This window comes from Krasilnikovia cinnamomea (assembly GCF_004217545.1).
GTDB lineage: Bacteria > Actinomycetota > Actinomycetes > Mycobacteriales > Micromonosporaceae > Actinoplanes > Actinoplanes cinnamomeus.
In genome coordinates, this window is sequence record NZ_SHKY01000001.1 from 765,104 (window position 1) to 788,309 (window position 23,206).

Annotated in this window: 22 protein-coding genes; 2 read left to right on the plus strand and 20 right to left on the minus strand. The window is 72.1% G+C overall.

Annotated features, from left to right (window positions below):
* From def to pyrR, 16 genes are all read right to left on the minus strand, one after another.
* A complete protein-coding gene (gene def / locus EV385_RS03315; protein ID WP_130508101.1) occupies window positions 1-570 on the minus strand; it encodes a peptide deformylase in 570 nt (189 codons plus the stop codon).
* A 34-nt stretch (window positions 571-604) separates the two neighbouring features.
* Entirely contained in the window at window positions 605-1,822 is a 1,218-nt protein-coding gene (locus tag EV385_RS03320) for a cytochrome P450 (protein WP_130508102.1), read from the minus strand.
* A gap of 65 nt (window positions 1,823-1,887) precedes the next feature.
* Window positions 1,888-4,254, minus strand: a complete 2,367-nt coding sequence (locus EV385_RS03325; protein WP_423203010.1) for a primosomal protein N' — start codon at window positions 4,252-4,254, stop codon at window positions 1,888-1,890.
* A 36-nt stretch (window positions 4,255-4,290) separates the two neighbouring features.
* Window positions 4,291-5,481: a methionine adenosyltransferase gene (gene metK / locus EV385_RS03330; protein WP_130508103.1), complete on the minus strand. Its 1,191-nt coding sequence runs from the start codon at window positions 5,479-5,481 to the stop codon at window positions 4,291-4,293.
* A gap of 64 nt (window positions 5,482-5,545) precedes the next feature.
* On the minus strand, window positions 5,546-6,760 hold the full coding sequence (gene coaBC, locus EV385_RS03335; protein ID WP_130508104.1) for a bifunctional phosphopantothenoylcysteine decarboxylase/phosphopantothenate--cysteine ligase CoaBC: 1,215 nt from the start codon (window positions 6,758-6,760) through the stop codon (window positions 5,546-5,548).
* Between the two features lie 98 nt (window positions 6,761-6,858).
* The gene (gene rpoZ / locus EV385_RS03340; protein WP_130508105.1) at window positions 6,859-7,122 is read right to left on the minus strand and encodes a DNA-directed RNA polymerase subunit omega; all 264 of its coding nucleotides are present in this window, start codon (window positions 7,120-7,122) and stop codon (window positions 6,859-6,861) included.
* Window positions 7,123-7,183: 61 nt separating this feature from the next.
* Window positions 7,184-7,783 carry a guanylate kinase gene (gene gmk / locus EV385_RS03345; protein ID WP_130508106.1) on the minus strand — a complete coding sequence of 200 codons (600 nt, stop codon included), beginning with the start codon at window positions 7,781-7,783 and terminating at the stop codon, window positions 7,184-7,186.
* A 32-nt stretch (window positions 7,784-7,815) separates the two neighbouring features.
* A complete protein-coding gene (mihF, locus tag EV385_RS03350; RefSeq protein ID WP_130508107.1) occupies window positions 7,816-8,133 on the minus strand; it encodes an integration host factor, actinobacterial type in 318 nt (105 codons plus the stop codon).
* Window positions 8,134-8,316: 183 nt separating this feature from the next.
* Window positions 8,317-9,147, minus strand: a complete 831-nt coding sequence (pyrF, locus tag EV385_RS03355) for an orotidine-5'-phosphate decarboxylase (protein ID WP_130508108.1) — start codon at window positions 9,145-9,147, stop codon at window positions 8,317-8,319.
* Window positions 9,148-9,168: 21 nt separating this feature from the next.
* Window positions 9,169-10,443 carry an adenosylmethionine--8-amino-7-oxononanoate transaminase gene (locus EV385_RS03360; RefSeq protein ID WP_278044964.1) on the minus strand — a complete coding sequence of 425 codons (1,275 nt, stop codon included), beginning with the start codon at window positions 10,441-10,443 and terminating at the stop codon, window positions 9,169-9,171.
* Window positions 10,440-11,474 (minus strand): quinone-dependent dihydroorotate dehydrogenase, encoded by a 1,035-nt coding sequence (locus EV385_RS03365; RefSeq protein WP_130508109.1) that lies wholly within the window; start codon window positions 11,472-11,474, stop codon window positions 10,440-10,442. Before EV385_RS03365 ends, EV385_RS03360 begins: the two co-directional genes overlap by 4 nt.
* 46 nt (window positions 11,475-11,520) lie before the next feature.
* Entirely contained in the window at window positions 11,521-14,832 is a 3,312-nt protein-coding gene (gene carB / locus EV385_RS03370; protein ID WP_130508110.1) for a carbamoyl-phosphate synthase large subunit, read from the minus strand.
* Complete coding sequence (gene carA, locus EV385_RS03375; protein ID WP_130508111.1) at window positions 14,832-15,947, minus strand: glutamine-hydrolyzing carbamoyl-phosphate synthase small subunit; 1,116 nt, start codon at window positions 15,945-15,947, stop codon at window positions 14,832-14,834. Before carA ends, carB begins: the two co-directional genes overlap by 1 nt.
* On the minus strand, window positions 15,944-17,209 hold the full coding sequence (locus tag EV385_RS03380; protein ID WP_130508112.1) for a dihydroorotase: 1,266 nt from the start codon (window positions 17,207-17,209) through the stop codon (window positions 15,944-15,946). The genes carA and EV385_RS03380 overlap by 4 nt, the downstream gene beginning before the upstream one ends.
* Complete coding sequence (locus EV385_RS03385) at window positions 17,209-18,129, minus strand: aspartate carbamoyltransferase catalytic subunit (RefSeq protein ID WP_130508113.1); 921 nt, start codon at window positions 18,127-18,129, stop codon at window positions 17,209-17,211. Before EV385_RS03385 ends, EV385_RS03380 begins: the two co-directional genes overlap by 1 nt.
* On the minus strand, window positions 18,126-18,689 hold the full coding sequence (gene pyrR / locus EV385_RS03390) for a bifunctional pyr operon transcriptional regulator/uracil phosphoribosyltransferase PyrR (protein WP_130508114.1): 564 nt from the start codon (window positions 18,687-18,689) through the stop codon (window positions 18,126-18,128). Before pyrR ends, EV385_RS03385 begins: the two co-directional genes overlap by 4 nt.
* A gap of 294 nt (window positions 18,690-18,983) precedes the next feature.
* Here pyrR and bldD point away from each other — a divergent pair, with 294 nt between their 5' ends.
* Entirely contained in the window at window positions 18,984-19,472 is a 489-nt protein-coding gene (bldD, locus tag EV385_RS03395; protein ID WP_130508115.1) for a transcriptional regulator BldD, read from the plus strand.
* Between the two features lie 252 nt (window positions 19,473-19,724).
* On the opposite strand, the gene nusB is transcribed toward bldD, so the two are convergent.
* The 4 genes from nusB to aroB are packed head-to-tail and all read right to left on the minus strand — an operon-like array spanning window position 19,725 to window position 22,352.
* Entirely contained in the window at window positions 19,725-20,135 is a 411-nt protein-coding gene (gene nusB, locus EV385_RS03400; RefSeq protein ID WP_207230049.1) for a transcription antitermination factor NusB, read from the minus strand.
* 23 nt (window positions 20,136-20,158) lie between these two features.
* The gene (efp, locus tag EV385_RS03405; protein WP_130508117.1) at window positions 20,159-20,716 is read right to left on the minus strand and encodes an elongation factor P; all 558 of its coding nucleotides are present in this window, start codon (window positions 20,714-20,716) and stop codon (window positions 20,159-20,161) included.
* A gap of 42 nt (window positions 20,717-20,758) precedes the next feature.
* The gene (aroQ, locus tag EV385_RS03410) at window positions 20,759-21,217 is read right to left on the minus strand and encodes a type II 3-dehydroquinate dehydratase (protein WP_130508118.1); all 459 of its coding nucleotides are present in this window, start codon (window positions 21,215-21,217) and stop codon (window positions 20,759-20,761) included.
* 55 nt (window positions 21,218-21,272) lie between these two features.
* Window positions 21,273-22,352: a 3-dehydroquinate synthase gene (gene aroB / locus EV385_RS03415; RefSeq protein ID WP_130508119.1), complete on the minus strand. Its 1,080-nt coding sequence runs from the start codon at window positions 22,350-22,352 to the stop codon at window positions 21,273-21,275.
* A 69-nt stretch (window positions 22,353-22,421) separates the two neighbouring features.
* On the opposite strand from aroB, the gene EV385_RS03420 reads away from it, so the two are divergent.
* A complete protein-coding gene (locus tag EV385_RS03420) occupies window positions 22,422-23,183 on the plus strand; it encodes a Clp protease N-terminal domain-containing protein (protein WP_130508120.1) in 762 nt (253 codons plus the stop codon).
* Window positions 23,184-23,206: the final 23 nt, after the last annotated feature.

Here is a 23,206-nt window from a genome sequence, read left to right on the forward strand (position 1 = left end):
TCACCGCCCCAGGCCCAGGTTCAGGCCGAACAGGCCGCGCCCGTGCGGACTCTGCTTGACGGTCGGCGGGGCGCCGTCGTCGTACCACTCGGCGGCCCGGATCTGCTTCATGGCCTCCTTGCGGCCCGCCGGGTCGAGGCGGTCGATGAACAGCACGCCGTCGAGGTGGTCCGTCTCGTGTTGCACGCAGCGGGCCATCAGACCCGTGCCGACCAGCTGGATCGGGTCGCCGTGCTCGGTGAAGCCGCGGGCCACCACGTTCTGGCGGCGCTTGGTGTCCAGGTAGACGCCGGGGATGGACAGGCAACCCTCCGGGCCGTCCTGCTCCTCGTCGTCCGGGAAGTCCAGCACCGGGTTGATGATGTGACCCACCACGTCGTCCACGTCGAACGCGAACACCCGCAGGCCGACGCCGAGCTGCGGGGCGGCCAGCCCGGCACCGCCCTCGTCCCGCATGGTCTCGATCAGGTCGGCGACGAGCTTGCGCAGCTCGGCGTCGAAATCCACGACGGGCTCGGCCGGGGTGCGCAGCACCGGGTCGCCGAACAGACGGATGGGCTGGACGGTCACGCGGTGCAACTCCCTACGGGTACGGACGATCGCCCTAGTCTACGGAGTCCAGCCGTACGGGCAGCGTCGCCCAGCCACGCAGGTTCGTCCGGTCCCGGCGCTCGGGCTGGCCGGCCACCGCCAGGCGGGGGAAGCGGCGCAGCAGCGCGGGCAGCGCCACCTGCGCCTCCAGCCGGGCCAGCGGCGCGCCGAGGCAGTAGTGGGCGCCCGCGCCGAACGACAGCGGGGCGTTTCCCGGGCGGTCCGGGTCGAACCGGTCGGGATCGGTGAACCGCTCCGGGTCCCGGTTCGCCGCGCCGAGCAGCAGGACCAGCTCGGTGCCGCCGGGCACCGCCACGCCCTCGATCTCCCGGTCCTCGGCGACGAAGCGGTTGGTGGCCTGCACCGGCGAGTCGATCCGCAGGATCTCCTCCACGTACGCGGGCGCCAGCTCCGGGTCGGCGATCAGCCGCCGCGTGTGCTCGGGGTGCTCCAGCAGCAGCATCACCCCGTTGCCGAGCAGGTTCGTGGTGGTCTCGAAGCCCGCCACGAGCAGCAGCGCCAGGTTGCCCATGAGTTCCGCGCCGGTGAGCCGGTCACCGCCGGAGTCGTGGGCGGCGGCCAGCACCGTGACGAGGTCGTCGCCCGGTTCCCGGCGGCGCAGCGCCAGCAGGTCCTCGAAGTACGCCTCCAGCTCGTACGCGGCCGCGTTCGCCGCGCGGCCCTGCTCCCGGCTGAAGCGCACCTCCAGCACCGCGGTCAGCGCCTCGGCGAGACGGCGGAACATGCCGCGGTCGGCGGCGGGCACCCCGAGCAGCGCGGTGATCACCCCGATCGGCAGCGGGTACGCCAGGTGGGTCATGACGTCGACCTCACCGTCGACTGCGTTCGCGGCCAGGGCGTCGAGCGCCTCGTCGACCTGCGCCACGATGACCTCGCGCAGGGCGTTGACCCGGCGGGCGGTGAAGACCCCGGCGGCCAGGCGCCGCATCCGGGTGTGGTTGGGCGGGTTCTGCTTCAGCATCGAGTCGACGAACAGGGTGAGGGCGCGGCTGCGGCGCCAGTCCGGCCACTGTGTGTCGAGCATCGCCGCGTCGTACGCCAGGATCTCCGGGTCGCGCAGGATCCGGTCGACTGCCGCGTACCCGGTGACGAAGCAGGCGCCCGGGCCGGGCACGAGCGGGCCCTGGGCACGCAGGGCGGCATAGGCGGCGTACGGATCCTTGTTGGTGCCCGGCGACAGCAGCGTCCCGGCGGCGGCGGCAACGTCCATCGTTCCATTGTGACGGATCTTGGCAATAGATGATCTTGGAAGCGCGGAGGCTCGCATCCGGACAGTCAGAACAGGTCCGCGGGGTCGACCTGGATGCGCACCGGCAGGCTCGCCTTGCGGGCGCCGCGGACCGCCGCCGCCTCGTGCAGGGCCCGGGCCAGCTCGGGCAGCGCGCCGCGGGCCACCCGCACCAGCATCCGCTCCTGGTCGTCTCCGGCGTCCAGCGCCTCCGCATCGCCCGCGGCGCGTCCCCCGGCAGGCATCTCGGGCCCGGTCCGACCGGGGCGCGGCGCGGCCCGGGGGCCTCGGCCCGCCGGGACCGGACCGAGCAGTTCCGCACCGTCCGGCAGCCGGGCCGCGTCGAGCAGCTCAGCCACCGCCTCCGGGCGGCCAGTCACGCTGGCCATCCGGGCCGCCGGGGGGAAGCCCAGCTCCCGGCGCTCGGCCAGCTCCCGCGCGGCGAACCAGCCCGGATCCCACCGCAGCAGCGCCTGCACCGGCGCCAGCGACCCGTCGGCCACCACGATCACGCGGCCACCGGCGCGGCCGGGGCGGGCCAGCGCGGCGGCGCTCAGCCAGCGCCGCATGGTCTCCTCGGCGGCGCGCAGATCCGAGCGGGTCAGCAGGGCCCACGTGTCGAGCAGCAGCACCGCGCCGTACCCGCCCTCGGCGCGCGGCTCGGCGCCGGGAGTTGCCACCACCACGGCCGGCTCTCCCGGCACGACGTCCAGGACCTCGTCGCGGCCGGACGTACGCACCGGCGCTCCGGGGAACGCACGGCCCAGCTCCTCCGCGGTGCGCCGGGCCCCGGTGACGGAGGCGCGCAGGCGACGGCCACCGCAGGTGGGACAGGTGTACGCGGCGGCGGCCCGCCCGCACCAGTGGCAGGTGGGCACCGCCCGGGCCCCGGCCAGCCCCAGCGGCCCCGCGCAGTGCGGGCAGCGGGCCGGGGTGCGGCAGTCCGCACAGGCGATCGCGGGCAGATATCCCCGGCGGGGCACCTGCACCAGCACGGGCGCTCCGGCCTGCAGCGCCTGCCGGGCCGCCTGCCACGCGAGGCTGGGCAGCCGGGCGGTGACCGCGCCGGGGTCACGGGCGAGCTGGGGATCGTCCCCGGTCGGCGAGATCGCGGGGCAGCGCGCGCGCAGCGTCTCCCGGTCTGCGGTGATCTCCTTCGCCCACCCGGTCTCCAGCAGCAGCTGCCCCTCCCCGGTACGCGCGTAGCCGCCCACCAGCGCCGCACACCCGGCCAGCTGCGCCCGGGTGAGCAGCACCTCCCGGGCATGCGGGTACGGCGCGCGCGGCTCTGCGTGCAGGTCGTCGCCGTCGTCCCAGATCACCACGAGGCCGAGCTCGGCGACCGGGGCGAACATGGCCGCCCGGGTGCCCGCCACGACCGGCACCTGGTGCCGGCTGGCAGTCAGGAACCGCCGGTACCGCTCGGCGGGCCCGGCAGCCGCGTTGAGCGCGACGTGCCGCCCGGCCCCCAGCGCCTCGGTGAGCGCCCGATCAACCCGGTCCAGGTCACGCGCGTCGGGCACGACCACGACCGCCCCCCGCCCCGCGCGCACCGTGGCGGCGACGGCTTCGGCGATCCGTGCCGCCCAGTCCTCACCGGGCAACGCCGCCCACACCGCCCGGGCAGCCCTCCCGCCCTCAAGCGCACGCAGAAACGCGCCCCCGGCCGGATACAAACCCCAGCCACGACCGTCCTCCGCCTCCCGGTCCGGCCCACCACCCCTGCCCACCTCACCGGGAATCGGCGCCCCTGGCACAGATCGACTCGCTGCCGGCGCCTCGTGGTGCGCCAGCCCGCGGATCTTGGCCACCTTCCGCCCCCCTGAGGGCAGAACCTGACCAAGATCCGCACCAGCCTCACCCACTTCTCCGTCGCGCCCCGCGCGCGACGGGGAGATCTTGGAAGCTGGCGGCCCCTCTACGGGCCTGCCGCCTCCAAGATCCGAATCAACCACAACGGACCCTCGCCCGACGGACCCAGCCGCCCCGAATCCGGAACCGGGCTGCTGGAGGGTGGGAAGAACCGGGGTCGGTTGGGACTCGACGCGGGCGTGGCGGGGTGGAATGGCCAGGCGCAGGACGTCGCCCAGGTTGCCCGCGTAGCGGTCGGCGACCGCGCGGGCCAGCCGGGCCACCTCGGGGTCGAGGACCCGCTCGGCGGAGACGACCCGGTCGAGATAAGCGAGCTTGGCGTGCTCCGAGGACTCGACCCGTTCGAGCAGGAAACCCCCGACGAGCCGGCCCGCGAACCGGACCCGCACCCGAACCCCGGGCTGGGCGGCCTCGTCGTCCGCGGCCGAGACGAGGTAGTCGAACGGGCGATCCAGGTGGGCCAGCGGCAGGTCGACGCAGACACGCGCGACCGGGAGCCGTGCCGCCGGCTCCCGGTCGCGCGTCGTGCCGCCGGGTGTCACCCGGCCATCCTGCCGGGTGACACCGACAAGTTCGCCTCAGGCCGCGGCGGCCTTGAGGTCCTGGGCGCGGTCGGTGCTCTCCCACAGCAGCTCCGGCAACTCCCGGCCGAAGTGGCCGTACGCCGCGGTCTGCTGGTAGATCGGGCGCAGCAGGTCCAGGTCCCGGATGATCGCGGCGGGACGCAGGTCGAAGACCTCCTTGATGGCCTTCTCGATCCGCTCCACCGGCACGTTCTCGGTGCCGAAGGTCTCCACGAACAGGCTCACCGGGTGCGCCTTACCGATCGCGTACGCCACCTGCGTCTCGCACCGCTCCGCCAGGCCCGCCGCCACCACGTTCTTCGCCACCCAGCGCATCGCGTACGCCGCCGACCGGTCCACCTTGGACGGGTCCTTGCCGGAGAACGCACCACCGCCGTGCCGGGCGTACCCACCGTACGTGTCAACGATGATCTTCCGGCCGGTCAGGCCCGCGTCACCCATCGGACCGCCGATCTCGAACCGGCCGGTCGGGTTGACCAGCAACCGGTAGCCCTCGGTGTCCAGGCCCAGGTTCTCCAGCTCCGGCGCGATCACGTGCTCGCGGACATCCGGGGTGAGCAACGACTCCAGGGAGATGTCCGCGGCGTGCTGCGACGACACGACGACCGTGTCGAGGCGCACCGGGCGCAGGCCGTCGTACTCGATCGTGACCTGGGTCTTGCCGTCGGGACGCAGGTACGGAATCGTGCCGTCCTTGCGGGCGGCCGACAGCCGCCGGGCCAGCCGGTGCGCCAGCGCGATCGGCAGCGGCATCAACTCCGGCGTCTCGGAACACGCGAAGCCGAACATCATGCCCTGGTCACCCGCGCCCTGCGCGTCCAGCACGTGCTCGGAGTCGCCCTTGCGCAGCTCGATCGCCGAGTCCACACCCTGGGCGATGTCCGGCGACTGCGCGCCGATCGAGACGCTGACGCCGCAGGACGCCCCGTCGAATCCCTTCTTCGACGAGTCGTACCCGATACCCAGAATGGTGTCGCGCACGATCGCCGGGATGTCCGCGTATGCCTGAGTCGTGACCTCACCGGCGACGTGCACCTGACCGGTCGTGATCAGCGTCTCCACGGCCACACGGCTGCGGGGGTCCTGCCGCAGCAGGGCGTCGAGAATACCGTCGCTGATCTGATCAGCGATCTTGTCCGGGTGGCCTTCCGTGACCGACTCGGAGGTGAACAGGCGGCGTGCCACGGTGCTCCTCAGGGTGTCGAGTAGTTCGTTGCGCGGAAGTGTAGTCACCGCCGCGAGGCGTACGTCATGCCGTCCCATCGTGGGCGACCTGCGGCGGGAGGCGCGTGAGCACCGCGTCCCATATCGCATCCGACACATCGTCTTTCGGTAGTTCGCCGAAGTCGACGTGCGTTCCGTCGGCACCTACGAGGGTGACCGTGTTCGACTCGGCGCCGAAGACGCGGTCGACGCCCACCTCGTTAACGATGATCAGGTCGGCGCGTTTCTTGACGAGTTTGGCCCGGGCGTTCTCCAGCGCGTCGTGCGTCTCGGCGGCGAACGCGACCAGCACCTGACCTGGGCGTTTGGCGGCGCCCAGTTCGGCGGCGATGTCCGGGTTGGTGACCAGTTCGATCGTCGGCGCCGTACCCGAATCGGACTTTTTGATCTTTCGCTCGGCGACCGTGGCGGGGCGGAAGTCGGCCGGCGCGGCGGCCATCACCACCGCGTCCGCGTCGGCGGCCGCCTCCAGTACCGCCTTGCGCAGCTCTTCGGTCGTGCCGACCTCGACCAGGTCGGCCCCGGCCGGGGCGGGCAGGGCGACGTTCGCGGCGACGAGGGTGACGCGTGCTCCCCGGGCCACCGCGGTACGGGCCAGCGCGTAGCCCTGCTTGCCGGAGGAGCGGTTGCCGAGGAAGCGGACCGGGTCCAGCGGCTCGCGGGTGCCACCGGCGGAGACCACCACATGGCGGCCGGCCAGATCGGGCCGGACTCCGCGCAGCGCCCGGCGGGCGATCGTGAAGATCTCCTCAGGCTCGGGCAGGCGCCCCTTGCCCGTGTCGGCGCCGGTGAGCCGCCCCACTGCGGGCTCGATCACCACGGCGCCGCGCGAACGCAGCAGCGCCACGTTGGCGACCGTCGCCGGGTTCTCCCACATCTCGGTGTGCATGGCGGGCGCGTAGACCACCGGGCAGGTGGCGGTCAGCAGGGTGTTGGTGAGCAGGTCGTCGGCGAGGCCGTGGGCGGCCTTGGCCAGCAGGTCGGCGGTGGCGGGGGCCACGACGACCAGTTCGGCCTGGCGGCCGATGCGCACGTGCGGCACCTCGTGGGCGTCGTCCCACACCTCGGTCGTGGCGGGGCGGCCGGACAGCGCCGCCCAGGTGGGGGCGCCGACGAACTTCAGCGCGGAGGCGGTGGGCACCACGCGCACCGCGTGCCCGGACTCGGTGAACAGCCGCAGCAGCTCACACGCCTTGTACGCGGCGATGCCGCCGCAGACGCCGAGCACGACCTCGGTCATGAACTCTCCCCCGGGAGACGACGAAACCCGCGCCCCGGGGCGGGACGCGGGTCCATGGATCCTGGTCGTGCGGGAACGGCCGGGACCCGGCGGGCGGGTCAGGGCTGGTCGGTGGCCTCGGCCGTCAGCAGGCCGGCGTTGATCTCCCGGAGGGCGATCGACAGCGGCTTCTCCTGCGGGGTGGTCTCCACCAGCGGGCCGACGTACTCCAGCAGGCCCTCACCGAGCTGGCTGTAGTAGGCGTTGACCTGGCGGGCGCGCTTGGCCGCGAAGATCACCAGCGAGTACTTCGACGAGGTCTTGTCGAGCAGCTCGTCGATCGGCGGGTTGGTGATGCCTTCGGGGTTGGCGATGGTTGCCACGGTGGTGAAATCCTCAGTGGTCGGGAGCTGATGGGCCTCGAAGTTGCCCAGAACCCGAGATTCAAACCTCAGGAGCCTGAGCGGGCGTCAGGAATGACGAACCGAGCAATCCTACCAGTTCGTCCGCGGCGCGCTCGACGAAGTCGTTGACGACCGTTCGGTCGAATTCGGTCTCCGCCGCCAGCTCCTCGTCGGCGTGGGCCAGCCGACGCTTGATCGTCTCTTCGTCGTCGGTGCCTCGGCCGATCAGCCGGCGCTGCAGCTCCTCGACGCTGGGCGGGGCGAGGAAGACCAGTTGCGCGTCCGGCATCGCGGCGCGAACCTGGCGGGCGCCCTGCAGGTCGATCTTCAGCAGCACCGGGCGGCCCTGGGCGAGCCAGCCCTCCACCTGCGCCCGGGGGGTGCCGTAGAGGTTGCCCGCGAACTCCGCCCATTCGAGGAGCTGGTCGCCGTCGATCAGGCGCTGGAACTCCGAACGGGTGACGAAGTGATAGTGCTCACCGTCGGTCTCGTAGTCGCGCTTCTTGCGCGTCGTCACCGAGACAGAGAGCTTGATCCATGGCGAGCGCGCCCGGATCAGCTCGATCACGCTGTCCTTGCCGACCCCGGAGGGGCCGGACAGGACGGTGAGTCGGGCCGCCGGGCGCGCTTCGTCATCCATGCTCACGGCTCATTCCTACACGAGCCCGCGAGTCAGTTCGCAGCGAACTCCCCCAGGAGGGCCTTGCGCTGCTGCTCGCCGAGGCCACGAAGGCGACGGCTGTCGGCGATCTTGAGCTTCTCCATGATCTGGGTGGCCCGGATCTTGCCAATGCCCGGCAGCGCCTGCAGCACGGCCGAGACCTTCAGCTTGCCGACGACGTCGTCGCCCTCGGCCCGCTCCAGTACGGCGGCGAGGGTGGTCTTGCCAGACTTGAGCTGTTCCTTGAGCTCGGCCCGGGCTTTGCGAATCTCCGCGGCCTTCTCCAGCGCGGCTGCACGCTGCTCGGGGCTCAGTGACGGGAGCGGCACCAGTTCTCCTCAGGTCCCTATGCGGCGGTACTCCAATACCGGCGCTTCTGTGAAACGTGGTGTGCCATGGAACCAAAGGGGCATGTGGTTCCCGGCGCCGGGAAAACTAGCGGTCAACGACGGTTTCGGCAACGTGGGGGTACCCCCCGACCGGTTCGGCCGGGACCTGCTAGGCGGCCCGTTTCACCCGAGCGCGGCCCGGCATTCCGCCGTCGCGCGGGCCGCCGCGGCCCGCAGATCGGCCACCGAGGGTCCCGCGCCGAGCACTTCCCGCGAGTACGACGGCAGCACGTTCCGCACGCTCGCGCCGAAGACCGCACGGAGGTCTGCGGGGGTCGCGCCCTGCGCTCCGAGGCCCGGGGCGAGCAGTGGCCCGTTCACCTTGGAGAGGTCGTGACCGGTTTCGCCGATCGTCGCCCCGACCACCAGTCCGACGCTGCCGAGCGGATCCGCACCCGCGTTGACCTGCGAAATCTCGTCGATGATCGTCTGCGCGACCGTCCGGCCGTCGGCCGCGACGGCGTGCTGGACGCCCGGTCCCTCCGGATTGGACGTGAGCGCCAGGACGAAGACTCCGGCGCCGTGCGTGGCCGCGAGGTCGAATGCCGGCTGCAACGAGCCCACCCCGAGATAGGGACTCACAGTAATCGCGTCCGCACTCAGCGGACTCGCCGGATTGAGGTACGCGTCGGCGTACGCGGCCATCGTCGAGCCGATGTCGCCACGCTTCACGTCGAGTAGCACAAGCGCACCGGCCGCGCGGGACTGTCGGATAGTTGACTCAAGAACGGCCACTCCACGTGACCCAAATCTCTCGAAGAACGCCGACTGTGGCTTCAGCACGGCGACCCGATCGGCCAGTGCGTCGACGACCGTATGGGCGAAGCGTTCCAGGCCGGCGACGTCGTCCGGCAGACCCCACCGGTCGAGCAACGCGGCGTGCGGGTCGATGCCCACACAGAGGGGACCGCGCTGCGTGACCGCCCGGCGCAGCCGGGTTCCGAAGCTCTCCATCGAGTCGAATCACTCCTTCTGTCAGTTGGCCGCCACCGCGGCGGCGATCGCCGCGGTAATGCGGCCCACGTCGGCGTCGTCCGCCACGTACGGGGGCATGGTGTAGATCAGGTCGCGGAAGGGGCGCAGCCACACGCCCTCGGCGACGGCCGCCGCGGTGGCCTTCGCGACGTCGACGTCGACGTCGAGCTGGACCACGCCGATGGCGCCCAGCACCCGCACGTCGGCCACCCCCGCGGCGCCGCGCAGCGGTTCCAGGCCGGCCGTCAGGCCCCTCTCGATGCGGCGTACCGCACCGGCCCAGTCCGTGGCCTGGAGCAGGCCGATGGAGGCGTTGGCGACCGCACAGGCCAGCGGGTTGCCCATGAACGTGGGTCCGTGGGCCAGGCCGCCGCCCTCGCCCGCCGAGACGGCCTCGGCGACCCCGGTGGTGCACAGCGTCGCGGCCAGGGTCAGGTAGCCGCCGGTCAGCGCCTTGCCCAGGCACATGATGTCCGGAGTCACCCCGGCGTGCTCGGCCGCGAACAGCGTCCCGGTACGCCCGCAGCCGGTGGCGATCTCGTCGAAGATCAGCAGGATGTCGTGGGCCCGGGTCACCTCGCGCAGCACCCGCAGGTACCCGGGGTGGTGGAAGCGCATCCCGCCCGCACCCTGCACGATCGGCTCCACGATGACCGCGGCCAGCTCGTCCGCGTGCCGCCCGATCGTCGCGGCCAGCTCGTCGGCGTACGCCTGGTCGAACCCGGCCGGAGGCGGCGGGGCGAAGACCTGCCGGGGCAGCACCCCGGTCCACAGCTGGTGCATGCCGCCGACCGGGTCGCAGACGCTCATCGGGTGGAACGTGTCGCCGTGGTAGCCGCCGCGCCACGTCGCCAGCCGGTGCCGCCGCGGCCCGTGCCGGAACCGCTGCGCCTGCAACGCCATCTTGATGGCCACCTCGACGCCCACGGAGCCGGAGTCGCACAGGAAGACGTGCTCCAGGCCGTCGGGGGTCAGCTCGACCAGCGTGGCGGCCAGCTCGACCGCCGGGGCGTGGGTGAGCCCGCCGAACATGACGTGGCTCATCCGGCCGCTCTGCTCGGCCAGGGCCGCGTCCAGCACCGGGTGCCGGTAGCCGTGGATGGCGGCCCACCACGACGACATCCCGTCGACCAGCTCCCGGCCGTCGGCCAGCCGCAGGCGCACGCCTTCGGCACTGTCCACCACGTACGGATCGGAGCGCCCCGGCATCGGCCCGTACGGATGCCAGACGTGCGCCCGGTCCAGCTGCAGCAGCCGCCCCGGGCCGCTGGTCACGGGCGGGCTCGTTCCGCGGCCGTGGCGGCGGCGCGGGCCGCCGCGCGGACCAGGCCCGGGCCGCGGTAGACGAATCCGGTGTAGAGCTGCACCAGCGAGGCTCCGGCGTCGAACAGCCGGGCCGCGTCGTCGGGTTCGAGGATGCCGCCGACCCCGATGATCGGCAGGGCGCCGCCGGTCTCGGTGTGCACGAACTCCACAATCTTGCGGGACCGTTCGGTGAGCGGCCGCCCGGACAGCCCGCCCGCCTCCCCGGCCCGCGCCTGGTCGGCCGCGGCCAGCCCGTCCCGGGCCAGGGTGGTGTTCGTGGCGATCACCCCGGCGGTGCCCGTGGCCAGGCACACCTCCAGCACCTCCGAGATCGCGGACTCGGAGAGGTCGGGGGCGATCTTCACCAGCACCGGGGTCTTGCCGACCAGGGCGCCCAGCAGCGCCGCCAGCGCCGACCGGTCCTGCAACGCGCGCAGGCCCGGGGTGTTGGGCGAGGAGACGTTGACCGCGATGTAGTCCGCGTACGGGCGGAGCAGGTTGTACGACGTCAGGTAGTCGTCGACCGCCTCGTCGAGGGGGGTGACCTTGGACTTGCCCAGCGAGATCCCCAGCGGCACGGGCAGCGGCCCGAGGGCGGCCAGCCGCTGCGCCAGGGCGGCGGCACCGGCGTTGTTGAAGCCCATCCGGTTGATGATCGCCTCGCTGTCGCGCAGCCGGAACAGCCGTGGCCGGTCGTTGCCGGGCTGGGCGTGTGCCGTCACCGTGCCCACCTCGACGAAGCCGAAGCCGAGCGCGGGCCAGGCGGGCAGGGCGACGCCGTTCTTGTCCATGCCCGCCGCCAGCCCGACCGGGTTGGGGAAGCGCACCCCGAACGCCTCGACGGGGGCGCTCACCGCGTACCGGCGGCGCAGCAGCGCCAGGCTGCGCTGCCGTCCACTCAGGGCGGCCAGCCGCCGCAGGGTGAACTCGTGCGCCGCCTCCGCGTCGCCGCCACCCACCCGGAACAGCACCGGCCGCACCAACCGCTCGAACGCGCTCACCGCCGCCCACTCCCCGCGCCGGGGACCTGCGGACGGGCGCCGAGGGTCACTGCGCGCTCCGCAGGGAGGCGTGCAGTTCCTGCAGCGGGCGGACGGACATGTCGCCGCGCATCAGCGCCTCGATGCCCATCACCGCGGCGGCCACGCCGGGCACCGTGGTGATGCTCGGGATGTCCGCGACCACCGCCGCGCTGCGGATCTCGTACCCGTCGGCGCGGGCGCTGGCGCCCGAACCCTGCGGGGTGTTGATGATCAGGGCGATCTCCCCGGCGAGGATCAGCTCGACCGCGTTCTTGCCGGGGCTCTCGAAGTGCTTGGGCACGATCTCGCACTCGATACCGTGGCGCCGCAGCACCTCGCCGGTCCCGGCCGTGCTGACGATGGTGAAGCCCAGGTCGGCGAGGCGCTTCACCGGGAAGATCATCGAGCGCTTGTCCCGGTTGGCCACCGAGACGAAGACCTTGCCGCTGGTGGGCAGCGATCCGTACGCGGCGGACTGGCTCTTGGCGAACGCCGGGCCGAATCCCGGGTCGATGCCCATCACCTCACCGGTCGACTTCATCTCCGGCCCGAGCAGGCTGTCCACGCCGTGCCCGGCGGGGGTGCGGAACCGCTTGAACGGCAGCACCGCCTCCTTGACCGCGATCGGGGCCCCGGGCGGGGTCTCCCCACCGTCGCCGGTGGACAGCAGCACCCCCTCGGCGCGCAGCTGCGCGATCGTGGCGCCCAGCATGATCCGGGCGGCGGCCTTGGCCAGCGGCACCGCGGTCGCCTTCGACACGAACGGCACCGTACGGGAGGCGCGCGGGTTGGCCTCCAGCACGTACAGGGTGTCGTCCTTGAGGGCGTACTGGACGTTGAGCAGGCCCCGTACGCCGACGCCGCGGGCGATCGCCTCGGTGTAGCGGCGCACCTCGGCCAGGTGCGCCCCGGCCAGGGTGACCGGCGGCAGCGAGCACGACGAGTCACCGGAGTGGATGCCGGCCTCCTCGATGTGTTCCATCACGCCGCCGAGGTAGACCTCGCCGGTGGCGTCGCAGAGCGCGTCCACGTCGATCTCGATGGCGTCGTCGAGGAACCGGTCCACCAGCACGGGGTGGTCCGGGGAGATCTCGGTGGCGCGTTCGATGTACGCGGCCAGCGTCGGCTCGTCGTACACGATCTCCATGCCGCGGCCGCCGAGGACGTAGGACGGACGCACGAGCACCGGGTAGCCAATGGTGTCGGCGATCGCCTTGGCCTCCTCGAAGCTGACGGCCGTGCCGTGGTCCGGGGAGCGCAGCCCGGCCCGGGCCAGCACCGCACCGAACGCGCCCCGGTCCTCGGCCAGGTCGATCGACTCCGGGGAGGTGCCGACGATCGGCACTCCGGCGGCCTTGAGGCGGCGCGCCAGCCCCAGCGGGGTCTGCCCGCCGAGCTGCACGATCACTCCGACCACGCCGGGCCCGCCGGCGGCCTTGCCGGAGGCGTCCTCGGCGTGCACCACCTCGAGGACGTCCTCGAACGTGAGCGGCTCGAAGTACAGCCGGTCGGCGGTGTCGTAGTCCGTGGAGACGGTCTCCGGGTTGCAGTTGACCATCACGGTCTCGTACTCGCCCTTAAGCGCCTGGACGGCGTGCACGCACGAGTAGTCGAACTCGATGCCCTGCCCGATCCGGTTCGGCCCCGACCCCAGGATGAGCACCTTGGGCCGGTCCGACGGCGCCACCTCGGTCTCCTCGTCATACGACGAGTAGTGGTACGGGGTGTTCGCGGCGAACTCGGCCGCGCACGTGTCGACGGTCTTGTACACCGGGCGTACGCCGAGGCGGTGCCGCAGCGTGCGGACCCCGTCCTCGCCCGCGAGCTCGGGGCGCAGCGCGGCGAGCTGACGGTCGGACAGCCCGGCCCGCTTGGCCCGGCGCAGCAGGTCCTCGTCCAGCACCGCGGCGGCGAGGATCTCGGCGCGCAGCTCCACCAGCGCCGCGATCTCCTCCAGGAACCACGGGTCGATGCGGCCGCTGGCCTCGTGCACCTGCGCGATCGTGGCGCCGAGCCGCAGGGCCCGCTCCACGGTGTACAGCCGCCCGTCGTGCGGGATCCGCAGCGCTTCGAGGGTCTCGTCGAGGGAGTCGGTCGGGTCCGGCTGGGTCCAGAAGCCGGCGGCCTTGGTCTCCATCGAGCGCATGGCCTTGTTGAGCGCCTCGGCGAAGTTGCGGCCCAGGCTCATCGCCTCGCCCACGGACTTCATCGTGGTGGTCAGCTCGGGATCGGCGCCCGGGAACTTCTCGAACGCGAACCGGGGGATCTTCACCACCACGTAGTCCAGCGCGGGCTCGAACGCGGCCGGCGTCTTCAGCGTGATGTCGTTGGGGATCTCGTCGAGGGTGTAGCCGATGGCCAGCTTCGCGGCGATCTTCGCGATCGAGAAGCCGGTGGCCTTCGAGGCGAGCGCCGACGAGCGGGAGACGCGCGGGTTCATCTCGATGACGACCAGGCGGCCGTTGTCCGGGTTCACCGCGAACTGGATGTTGCAGCCGCCGGTGTCCACGCCGACCTCGCGCAGCACCGCGATGCCCAGGTCGCGCAGGCGCTGGTACTCGCGGTCGGTCAGGGTCATGGCCGGGGCGACGGTGACGCTGTCGCCGGTGTGCACGCCCATCGGGTCGATGTTCTCGATCGAGCAGACGACCACGACGTTGTCGTGCTTGTCGCGCATCAGTTCGAGCTCGTACTCCTTCCAGCCGAGCACGCTCTCCTCGATGAGCACCTCGTGCACCGGGGAGGCGGCCAGCCCGGCGCCCGCGATGCGCTCCAGGTCCTCGTCGGTGTGCGCCATGCCGGAGCCGAGCCCGCCCATGGTGAACGACGGCCGGATGACGACCGGCAGGCCCAGCTCGGCGACGGTCGCGCGGACCTCGTCCATCGAGTGGCAGACCCGCGAGCGCGGGGTCTCGCCGCCGGCCTTCGCGACGATGTCCTTGAACTTCTGGCGGTCCTCGCCGCGCTGGATCGCGTCGATGTTCGCGCCGATCAGCTCCACGCCGTACTTGTCGAGCACGCCGTTCTCGTGCAGCGCGACCGCGGTGTTCAGCGCGGTCTGCCCGCCCAGGGTGGGCAGGATCGCGTCGGGGCGCTCCCGGGCGATGACCAGCTCGACGAACTCCGGGGTGATCGGCTCGACGTAGGTGGCGTCCGCGAACTCCGGGTCCGTCATGATCGTGGCGGGGTTGGAGTTCACCAGCGAGACCCGCAGGCCCTCGGCACGCAGCACCCGGCACGCCTGGGTGCCGGAGTAGTCGAACTCGCAGGCCTGGCCGATGACGATCGGCCCGGAGCCGATCACCATGACATGACGCAGATCAGTACGCTTCGGCATCAGGAAGCCCTCTTCTCGACGAGCTCCACGAAGCGATCGAACAGGTAGTCCGCGTCGTGCGGGCCCGCAGCCGCCTCGGGGTGGTACTGGACGGTGAACGCGGGCACATCGAGGGCCCGCAGCCCTTCGACCACGTTGTCGTTGAGGCACACGTGACTGACTTCGACCCGGCCGAACTCGGTGTCGGTCACCTTGTCGGCCGGGGCGTCGACGGCGAAGCCGTGGTTGTGGCTGGTCACCTCGACCTTGCCGGTGGTGCGGTCCAGCACGGGCTGGTTGATGCCGCGGTGGCCGTACCCGAGCTTGTAGGTGCCGAAGCCGAGCGCGCGGCCGAGGATCTGGCTACCGAAGCAGATGCCGAACAGCGGGATGCGGCGGCGCATCACCTCTTGCGCCAGCGCGACCGGGTGGTCGGCGGTGGCGGGGTCGCCGGGGCCGGGCGAGAAGAACACCGCGTCCGGGTTCACCGCCAGCAGGTCCTCCACGCTGGACGACGACGGCAGGATGTGGGTGGTCACCCCGCGCTCGGCGAGGCGCCGGGACACGTTGCGCTTGATGCCCAGATCCAGCGCGGCGATCGTGTAGCGGTGCTCCCCCACCGCCTCGACCGTGTACGGCTGGGGCGTGCTCACCTGCGCGGACAGGTCCGCGCCGACCATGCCGGGCGCCTGCTGGACCTTGGCCAGCAGTGCCTGCGGGTCGGTGTCCAGGCTGGACACGCCGACCCGCATGGCGCCGCGTTCGCGCAGGTGCCGGGTCAGCGCCCGGGTGTCGATGCCGCTGATGCCGACGACGCCCTCGGCGGCCAGCCGTTCGCCGAGGTCGCCGGTGGCCCGCCAGTTGGAGGGGCGGCGGGACGGGTCGCGGACCACGTAGCCGGAGACCCAGATCCGGTTCGACTCGTCGTCCTCGCCGTTGACGCCGGTGTTGCCGATCTGTGGCGCGGTCTGCACCACGACCTGCCGGTGGTACGACGGGTCGGTCAGGGTCTCCTGGTACCCGGTCATGCCGGTGGTGAAGACCGCCTCGCCGAAGGTCTCGCCGACGGCGCCGTACGCCTCACCGGCGAACGTGCGGCCGTCCTCGAGCACGAGGATCGCAGGGGTGCGTGTCACTTGGTCGCCTTCCCGTCCAGGACTGTCGGCTCTCCCCGGAGGAAGGTCGCGACGATGCGACCCGGCAGGGTGGTGCCCGCGTACGGTGTGTTGCGGCTGCGGCTCGCCAGCCCGGCCGGGTCGACGACCCGGCGGGCGGACGGGTCCACCAGCGTCAGGTTGGCCGGCGAGCCGACCGTGAGGTCCCCGCCGTGCCCGGTCAGCCCGGCGATCCGGGCCGGGGCGCGCGACATCCGCTCGGCGATCAGGTCCCACTGCTCACCGAGGACCGAAAGCACGACCGGCAGCGCGGTTTCCAGGCCGACCATGCCGGGGCGGGCGTACGCCCACTCGCACTCCTTGTCCTCCACGGCGTGCGGGGCGTGGTCGGTGGCGACGATGTCGATGGTGCCGTCGGCCAGGGCGGCGCGCAGCGCCTCGATGTCGGCGGCGGTACGCAGCGGCGGGTTCACCTTGTACACCGGGTCGTAGCTGGCGGCCAGCTCGTCGGTGAGCAGCAGGTGGTGCGGAGTCACCTCGGCGGTGACCCGCACGCCACGGGCCTTGGCCTGGCGCAGCACCTCGACGCTGCCCGCGGTGGAGACGTGGCAGACGTGCAGGCGGCTGCCCACGTGCTCGGCCAGCAGCACGTCCCGGGCGATGATCGCCTCCTCGGCGACGGCGGGCCAGCCGGTGAGGCCGAGCCGGGTGGAAACCTCGCCCTCGTGCATCTGCGCACCCTCGGTGAGCCGGGGCTCCTCGGCGTGCTGGGCGATGATCCCGTCGAACGCCTTCACGTACTCCAGGGCGCGGCGCATCAGCCGGGGGTCGGCGACGCAGAAGCCGTCGTCGGAGAAGATTCGTACCCGGGCCGCGGAGTCGGCCATCGCGCCCAGCTCGGCGAGCTGCTTGCCCGCGAGCCCGACCGTGACCGCGCCGATCGGCTGCACGTCGACCAGCCCGGCCTCCCGGCCGAGCCGCCACACCTGCTCGACCACGCCCGCGGTGTCGGCGACCGGGGAGGTGTTGGCCATCGCGCAGACCGCGGTGTAGCCGCCCAGCGCGGCGGCCCGCGAGCCGGTCTCGACCGTCTCGGCGTCCTCGCGGCCGGGCTCGCGCAGGTGGGTGTGCAGGTCGACCAGGCCGGGCAGGGCGACCAGCCCGGCCGCCTCGATCACCTCGGCGCCCTTCGCGTCGCCGTCGGCGATCACCCCGTCGCGGATCAGCAGGTCGCGGGGCTCACCGCCGAGAACCCGGACACCCTTGATCAGGTACGCCGCCATCATTTGCCTCCCAGGAGCAGGTAGAGAACGGCCATCCGGACGCTGACGCCGTTGGTGACCTGTTCGACGATGGTGGAGCGGGGCGAGTCGGCCACCGCCGGGGTGATCTCCATGCCGCGGTTCATCGGGCCGGGGTGCATGACGATCGCGTGCTCGGCCAGCCGGTGCATCCGGGCGGCGTCCAGGCCGTACCGGCGGGCGTACTCGCGGGCCGAGGGGAAGAAGGAGTCCTGCATCCGCTCGGTCTGCACCCGCAGCATCATCACCACGTCGGCGGTGGGCAGCACGGCGTCGAGGTCGTACGAGACCTCGGTGCCGGGGGCCAGCGCCGCCGCGACGTCCAGCGGGATCAGCGTCGGCGGGCCGACCAGCGTCACCTTGGCGCCCAGAGTGGACAGCAGCAGCACGTTGGAGCGGGCCACCCGGCTGTGCAGCACATCGCCGACGATCACCACGTTCAGCCCGGCGAGCCGGCCGAGGCGCGAACGCATCGTGTACGCGTCCAGCAGCGCCTGGGTCGGGTGCTCGTGGGTGCCGTCACCCGCGTTGACCACGGAACCGTCGATCCAGTTGGCGAGCCGGTGCGGGGCGCCCGAGGCGGAGTGCCGGATGACGACCGCGTCCGCGCCCATCGCCTGCAACGTCAGCGCGGTGTCCTTGAGGCTCTCGCCCTTGCTGACGCTGGAGCCCTTGGCGGAGAAGTTGATGACGTCCGCGGACAGGCGCTTGGCGGCGGCCTCGAAGGAGATCCGGGTCCGGGTGGAGTCCTCGTAGAAGAGGTTGACCACGGTGCGCCCGCGCAGGGTGGGCAGCTTCTTCACCTCACGGCCCGCCAGCGCGGCCATCTCCGCGGCGGTGTCGAGGATCAGGATGGCGGTGGGTGCGTCCAGATCGGCCGCCGACCGCAGATGCTTGATCATTTCTCGCCTCCGGTGAGCCGGACCTCGTCCGTACCGTCGTCGGTCTCGGCCAGCGCCACGCGCACGCTCTCGGACCGGGCGGTGGGGATGTTCTTGCCGACGTAGTCGGCCCGGATCGGCAACTCGCGGTGACCCCGGTCGACCAGGACGGCGAGTTGCACCGAGCTGGGCCGCCCGATGTCGCTGAGCGCGTCCAGCGCCGCCCGGACCGTACGGCCGGAGAAGAGCACGTCGTCGACGAGAATGACCCGGCGCCCGTCGATGCCGCCCGGCGGCAGTTCGGTCTTGCCGAGCGCACGGGTGGCGTGCAGCCGCAGGTCGTCGCGGTAGAGCGTGATGTCGAGCGCACCGACCGGGACGTCCACGCCTTCGAAGGCGTGGATCCGGGCGGCCAGGCGGCGGGCCAGCGGAACACCCCGGGTGGGGATGCCGAGAAGCACCGTGCCCGTGGCACCGGAGGTCTTCTCGAGGATCTGATGGGCGATCCGATCCACCACCCGGTGGAGATCGGCCCCGGAAAGAATGATCTTGTCAGTAGTGTCGGCGCGTGGATATGCCACGGCTGACCTCCTTCCCCGCCTCACGGGACGGGTCGTTAAAGGATGTCTGGCGGGAAACCCCTGGGGCAGGGGTCAACCCACTGGCTGGCGTCACGTTACCAGTGAACACAGAGTGCAGGTCCGTGACGTGCCCTACCCGCCGAGGAAAGGGGCTAAAGTGGTCAAGTTACGCGACTCCCGCGTCTCATCGGTAACCGACACTTGACCCGGGATCGCAAACTCCGTACCGTCACGCTGCGTAGCGATCCGCAGAGGAAGAACCCTCTGGGCCAGCACAGCACTGGGAGTGACCGTATGCCGTCTGAGTACGCCAAGTCGTTGGGCGCCCGCCTGCGCTCCATTCGCCAGCAGCAGGGCCTGTCCCTGCAGGGCGTGGAAGAGAAGTCGAACGGCCGCTGGAAGGCCGTCGTGGTGGGCTCGTACGAGCGCGGCGACCGTGCGGTCACCGTGTCCCGTCTGGCCGAGCTCGCCGACTTCTACCGCGTCCCCGTGTCGGAGCTGCTGCCCGACGGCAGCGGAGTCCGGCTCGAAGCCACCAACAAGATCGTTCTCGACCTCGAGAAGCTGTACGACACCACCAGCGAGGACCTCGCCTACGTGGCGCGGTACGCGCGGGCCATACAGCAGCAGCGCGGTGACTACAACGGGCGGGTGCTGTCCATCCGCGCCGACGACCTGCGCGCGCTGGCCATCGTCTACGACATCTCGCCGTCCGGCCTCATCGAGCGCCTGACCGAGCAGGGTGTCCTGGTCGCCGACCCGCGGGCGTTCTTCGCCTCCTGAGCACCGAACCCCACCAGCGGAGCCCGCGTCGCCCCTCCGGCGACGCGGGCTCCGCCGTCTGTGGGGCGGGATTGCCGCAGATCCTGGTGAGTTCGGGTTAGCCCCCAACCCGAACTCACCAACTATGTGGAGCGGACCTCGCCGTGGGCGGCTGAGCCGCACCCCGGCACACGCAGGCGCGGGCGGGCAAGGACGTGGGGCACACAGACCGACGGCCCGGACCATGGCTGGTCCGGGCCGTGAACGCGCACGTCAGCGGGTGGCGAACTCCGCGATGCGGCCCAGGATGCCGTTGAGGAAGCGCGGGCTGTCATCGGTGGACATCTGCTTGGCCAGCTCGACCGCCTCGGTGATCGCGACCGGGTCGTCGATCTCGGGCACGTAGAGCAGTTCGTACACCGCGATGCGGGCCAGGTTGCGATCCACCACGGGCATCCGGGACAGCGTCCAGCCCTCGGCGTAACTGGCGATCAGCTCGTCGATCCGGTCCAGGTGCGTGGCCACACCCTCGACCAGCCCGACGGTGTACTCCAGGTGATCCGGGTGCGGCTTGGCGATGCGTTCCAGGTAGCCCGCGAGCACCTGGCGGGGCGGCAGATCCCGCAGGTCGGCCTCGTAGAGGACGTCCAGCGCCCGCTTGCGCGCCTTGCGACGCGCGGGCATCTGCAGCTTGGGGGCCTCGGGCATCAGCTGCGGCCGAGGTAACGGCCGTCGCGGGTATCGACCTTGATCTTCTCGCCGGTGGTGATGAACAGCGGCACCTGGACGGTCGCGCCGGTCTCCACGGTCGCCGGCTTGGTGCCGCCCGTCGAGCGGTCGCCCTGCAGGCCCGGCTCGGTGTACGTCACCTCGAGGAAGACGCTGGTGGGCAGCTCGATGTAGAGCGGCACGCCCTCGTGGGTCGCCACGGTCGCCTCGGCCTCGGGCAGCAGGTAGTTCGCCGCCTCGCCCACGGTGCCACCGGGCACGTGGATCTGGTCGAAGGTGTCCAGGTCCATGAAGACGAAGTCGTCACCGTCGAGGTACAGATACTGCATCGTGCGCTTGTCGACCGTGGCCGTGTCGACCTTCGTACCCGCGTTGAAGGTCTTGTCCACCACCTTGCCGGAGAGCACGTTCTTGAGCGTCGTGCGCACGAACGCACCGCCCTTGCCCGGCTTGACGTGCTGGAACTCCACGACGGCCCAGAGCTCGCCGTCGAGGTTGAGCACGAGGCCGTTCTTGAGGTCGTTCGTAGTGGCCATGTCCTGCCTTGATCTTGACGCGATAGAAGTGACCCGAAAAGTTTACCGGCGCGGCGTGTCACCCGACGAATCGGGCCACCGCGCGATGTGCTGCAACGCCAGCCGGTAGCCGTCGACCCCCAGCCCGGCGATGACGCCGGTGGCGACCGCGGAGACCACCGAGTGGTGCCGGAACTCCTCCCGCGCGTGGATGTTGGAGATGTGCACCTCGACCAGCGGGGCGCGCAGCAGCGCGCAGGCGTCCCGGACCGCGTACGAATAGTGCGACCACGCTCCGGGGTTCAGCACCACCGGGGCCTGCTCGTCGGCGGCGGCATGCAGCCAGGCCAGCATCTCGTGCTCCGCGTCGGTCTGCCGGACCCGCACGTCCAGGCCCAGCTCCGCGCCGGTCGCCTCGCACATGGCGACCAGGTCCGCGTACGAGGTGACGCCGTAGACGTCGACCTGCCGGGTGCCAAGCCGCCCCAGGTTCGGCCCGTTGAGCACGTGCACCCGCCTCATGCTGTGCCTGCCTTTCGCGTGCGCTCGCGGCCCTCGCTGCGCTCGGTGCACTCGCTCACGCGGTGGCCACCGCCTCGTACGCGCGGGCCAGCAGCGCCTCGTCGGGCCCGGTGAGGATGCCCGGCTTGGCGAGGCCGTCGAGCACCACGAAACGCAGCGTGTCGGCCCGGGTCTTCTTGTCCACCCGCATCGCGCTCAACAGCTCCGGCCAGGCGTCCGCCGGGTACGACGTGGGCAGGCCCAGCAGGTCGAGCACCGAACGGTGCCGCACGGCCGTGGCGTCGTCCAGCCGCCCGGCGAGGCGGGACAGTTCGGCCGCGAAGACCAGCCCGACCGCCACGGCGTGCCCGTGCCGCCACCGGTAAGCCTCCCGCTTCTCGATGGCGTGACCCAGCGTGTGCCCGTAGTTCAGGATCTCCCGCAGCCCCGACTCGCGCAGGTCCGCGCCGACGACCTCCGCCTTGACCCGGATGGCGCGCTCGACCAGCTCCCGTACGGCCGCGCCGCGCGGGTCGGTGGCGGCGCCCGGATCGGCCTCGATCGCCTCGATGATCGCGGGGTCGGCGATGAAGCCGCACTTGACCACCTCGGCCAGCCCGGCGACCAGGTCGCCGTCCGGGAGGGTGTCGAGCATGTCGAGGTCGCAGAGCACCCCGGCCGGTGGGTGGAAGGCGCCCACGAGGTTCTTGCCCGCGGCGACGTTGATGCCGGTCTTGCCGCCGACGGCCGCGTCGACCATGCCGAGCAGCGACGTCGACCACGGCACCCAGCGCACCCCGCGCAGCCAGCTCGCGGCGACGAAGCCGGCGAGGTCGGTGACCGCTCCCCCGCCGACGCCGATCACCACGTCGGTGCGCGTGAAGCCCGCCTCGCCGAGCGCGTCCCAGCAGCGGGCGGCGACCTCGACGGTCTTGCCGGCCTCGGCGTCCGGCACGGGCAGCAGGCTCGGCCGCAGCCCGGCGGCGGACAGCGTCTCCGCGAGGCGCGTGGCCTGGTCGCGCAACGGCGGCGCGTAGAGGACCGCGGCGCGTACCGCGCCGTCGAGCAGCGGCGGCAGGGCGGACGCGAGCCCGCGGCCGACCAGTACGTCATACGGCCGGTCACCGGCCACGGGGATTCGGGTCACGTCGTCCATCGGCGCCGAGCCTAGTGACGCGTCATGGGGTTATATCCCTGTAACCCCTACAGGGGTTATAACTGCGCCATGCCAAAAATCAACGTGTACCTGCCCGACGACCTGGCCGAAGCCGTCCGTGACACCGGGGTGCCGATCTCGGCGGTCTGCCAGCGCGCGCTGGAGCAGGCCGTCAAGCGCATCGCCGCGATCCGGCAGATCACCCTGGACGACCTCGCCGCCGACGGCACCGCTGGTGACGTACGCGGCGGCGGCGGGTTCCTGACCGACCGGCTGCCGCACTTCACCGCTCGCGCGGCGACCGCGGTCACCCTCGCGGTGGCGCGGGCCCGCGACGCCGGTGCGCCGACCGTGGGCACGGGCGATCTGCTGCACGCCATGGTGGCCGAGGGCGGGAATCTGGCGTTGCAGATCCTCACCTCGATGGAGATCGACCCGGTGCGGCTGGCGGCACCGGGCGCTCCGGCGGAGCCGGGAGGTGGCGGCGGGCTGCGGTTCAGCGACCCGGCCGCGGCCGCGTTGGAGCTGACCGTCGCCGAGGCCACCGCGCTCGGCCACAACTACGTCGGCTGCGAACACCTGCTGATCGGCCTCGCCGCGGAGCCCGACGGCGCGGCCGGACGGGCGCTGCGCGCGGCGGGCGCCGACGCCAAGGTGGTGCGCCGGACGGTCGTCGCGGCTCTGGCCGGATACACCCACCTGCGGGCGCAGACGGCGCCGGCCACGGGCCCGGGCGCGCTCATGACCGCGGTACGCCAGGAGTTGCGCCCGCTGGTGGCGCGCATCGAGCGACTGGAAGCGCGCCTCAGCCCCGCGCCACCCTCCGAATAGGAATGTCCGGGCGGCTCGTGCCG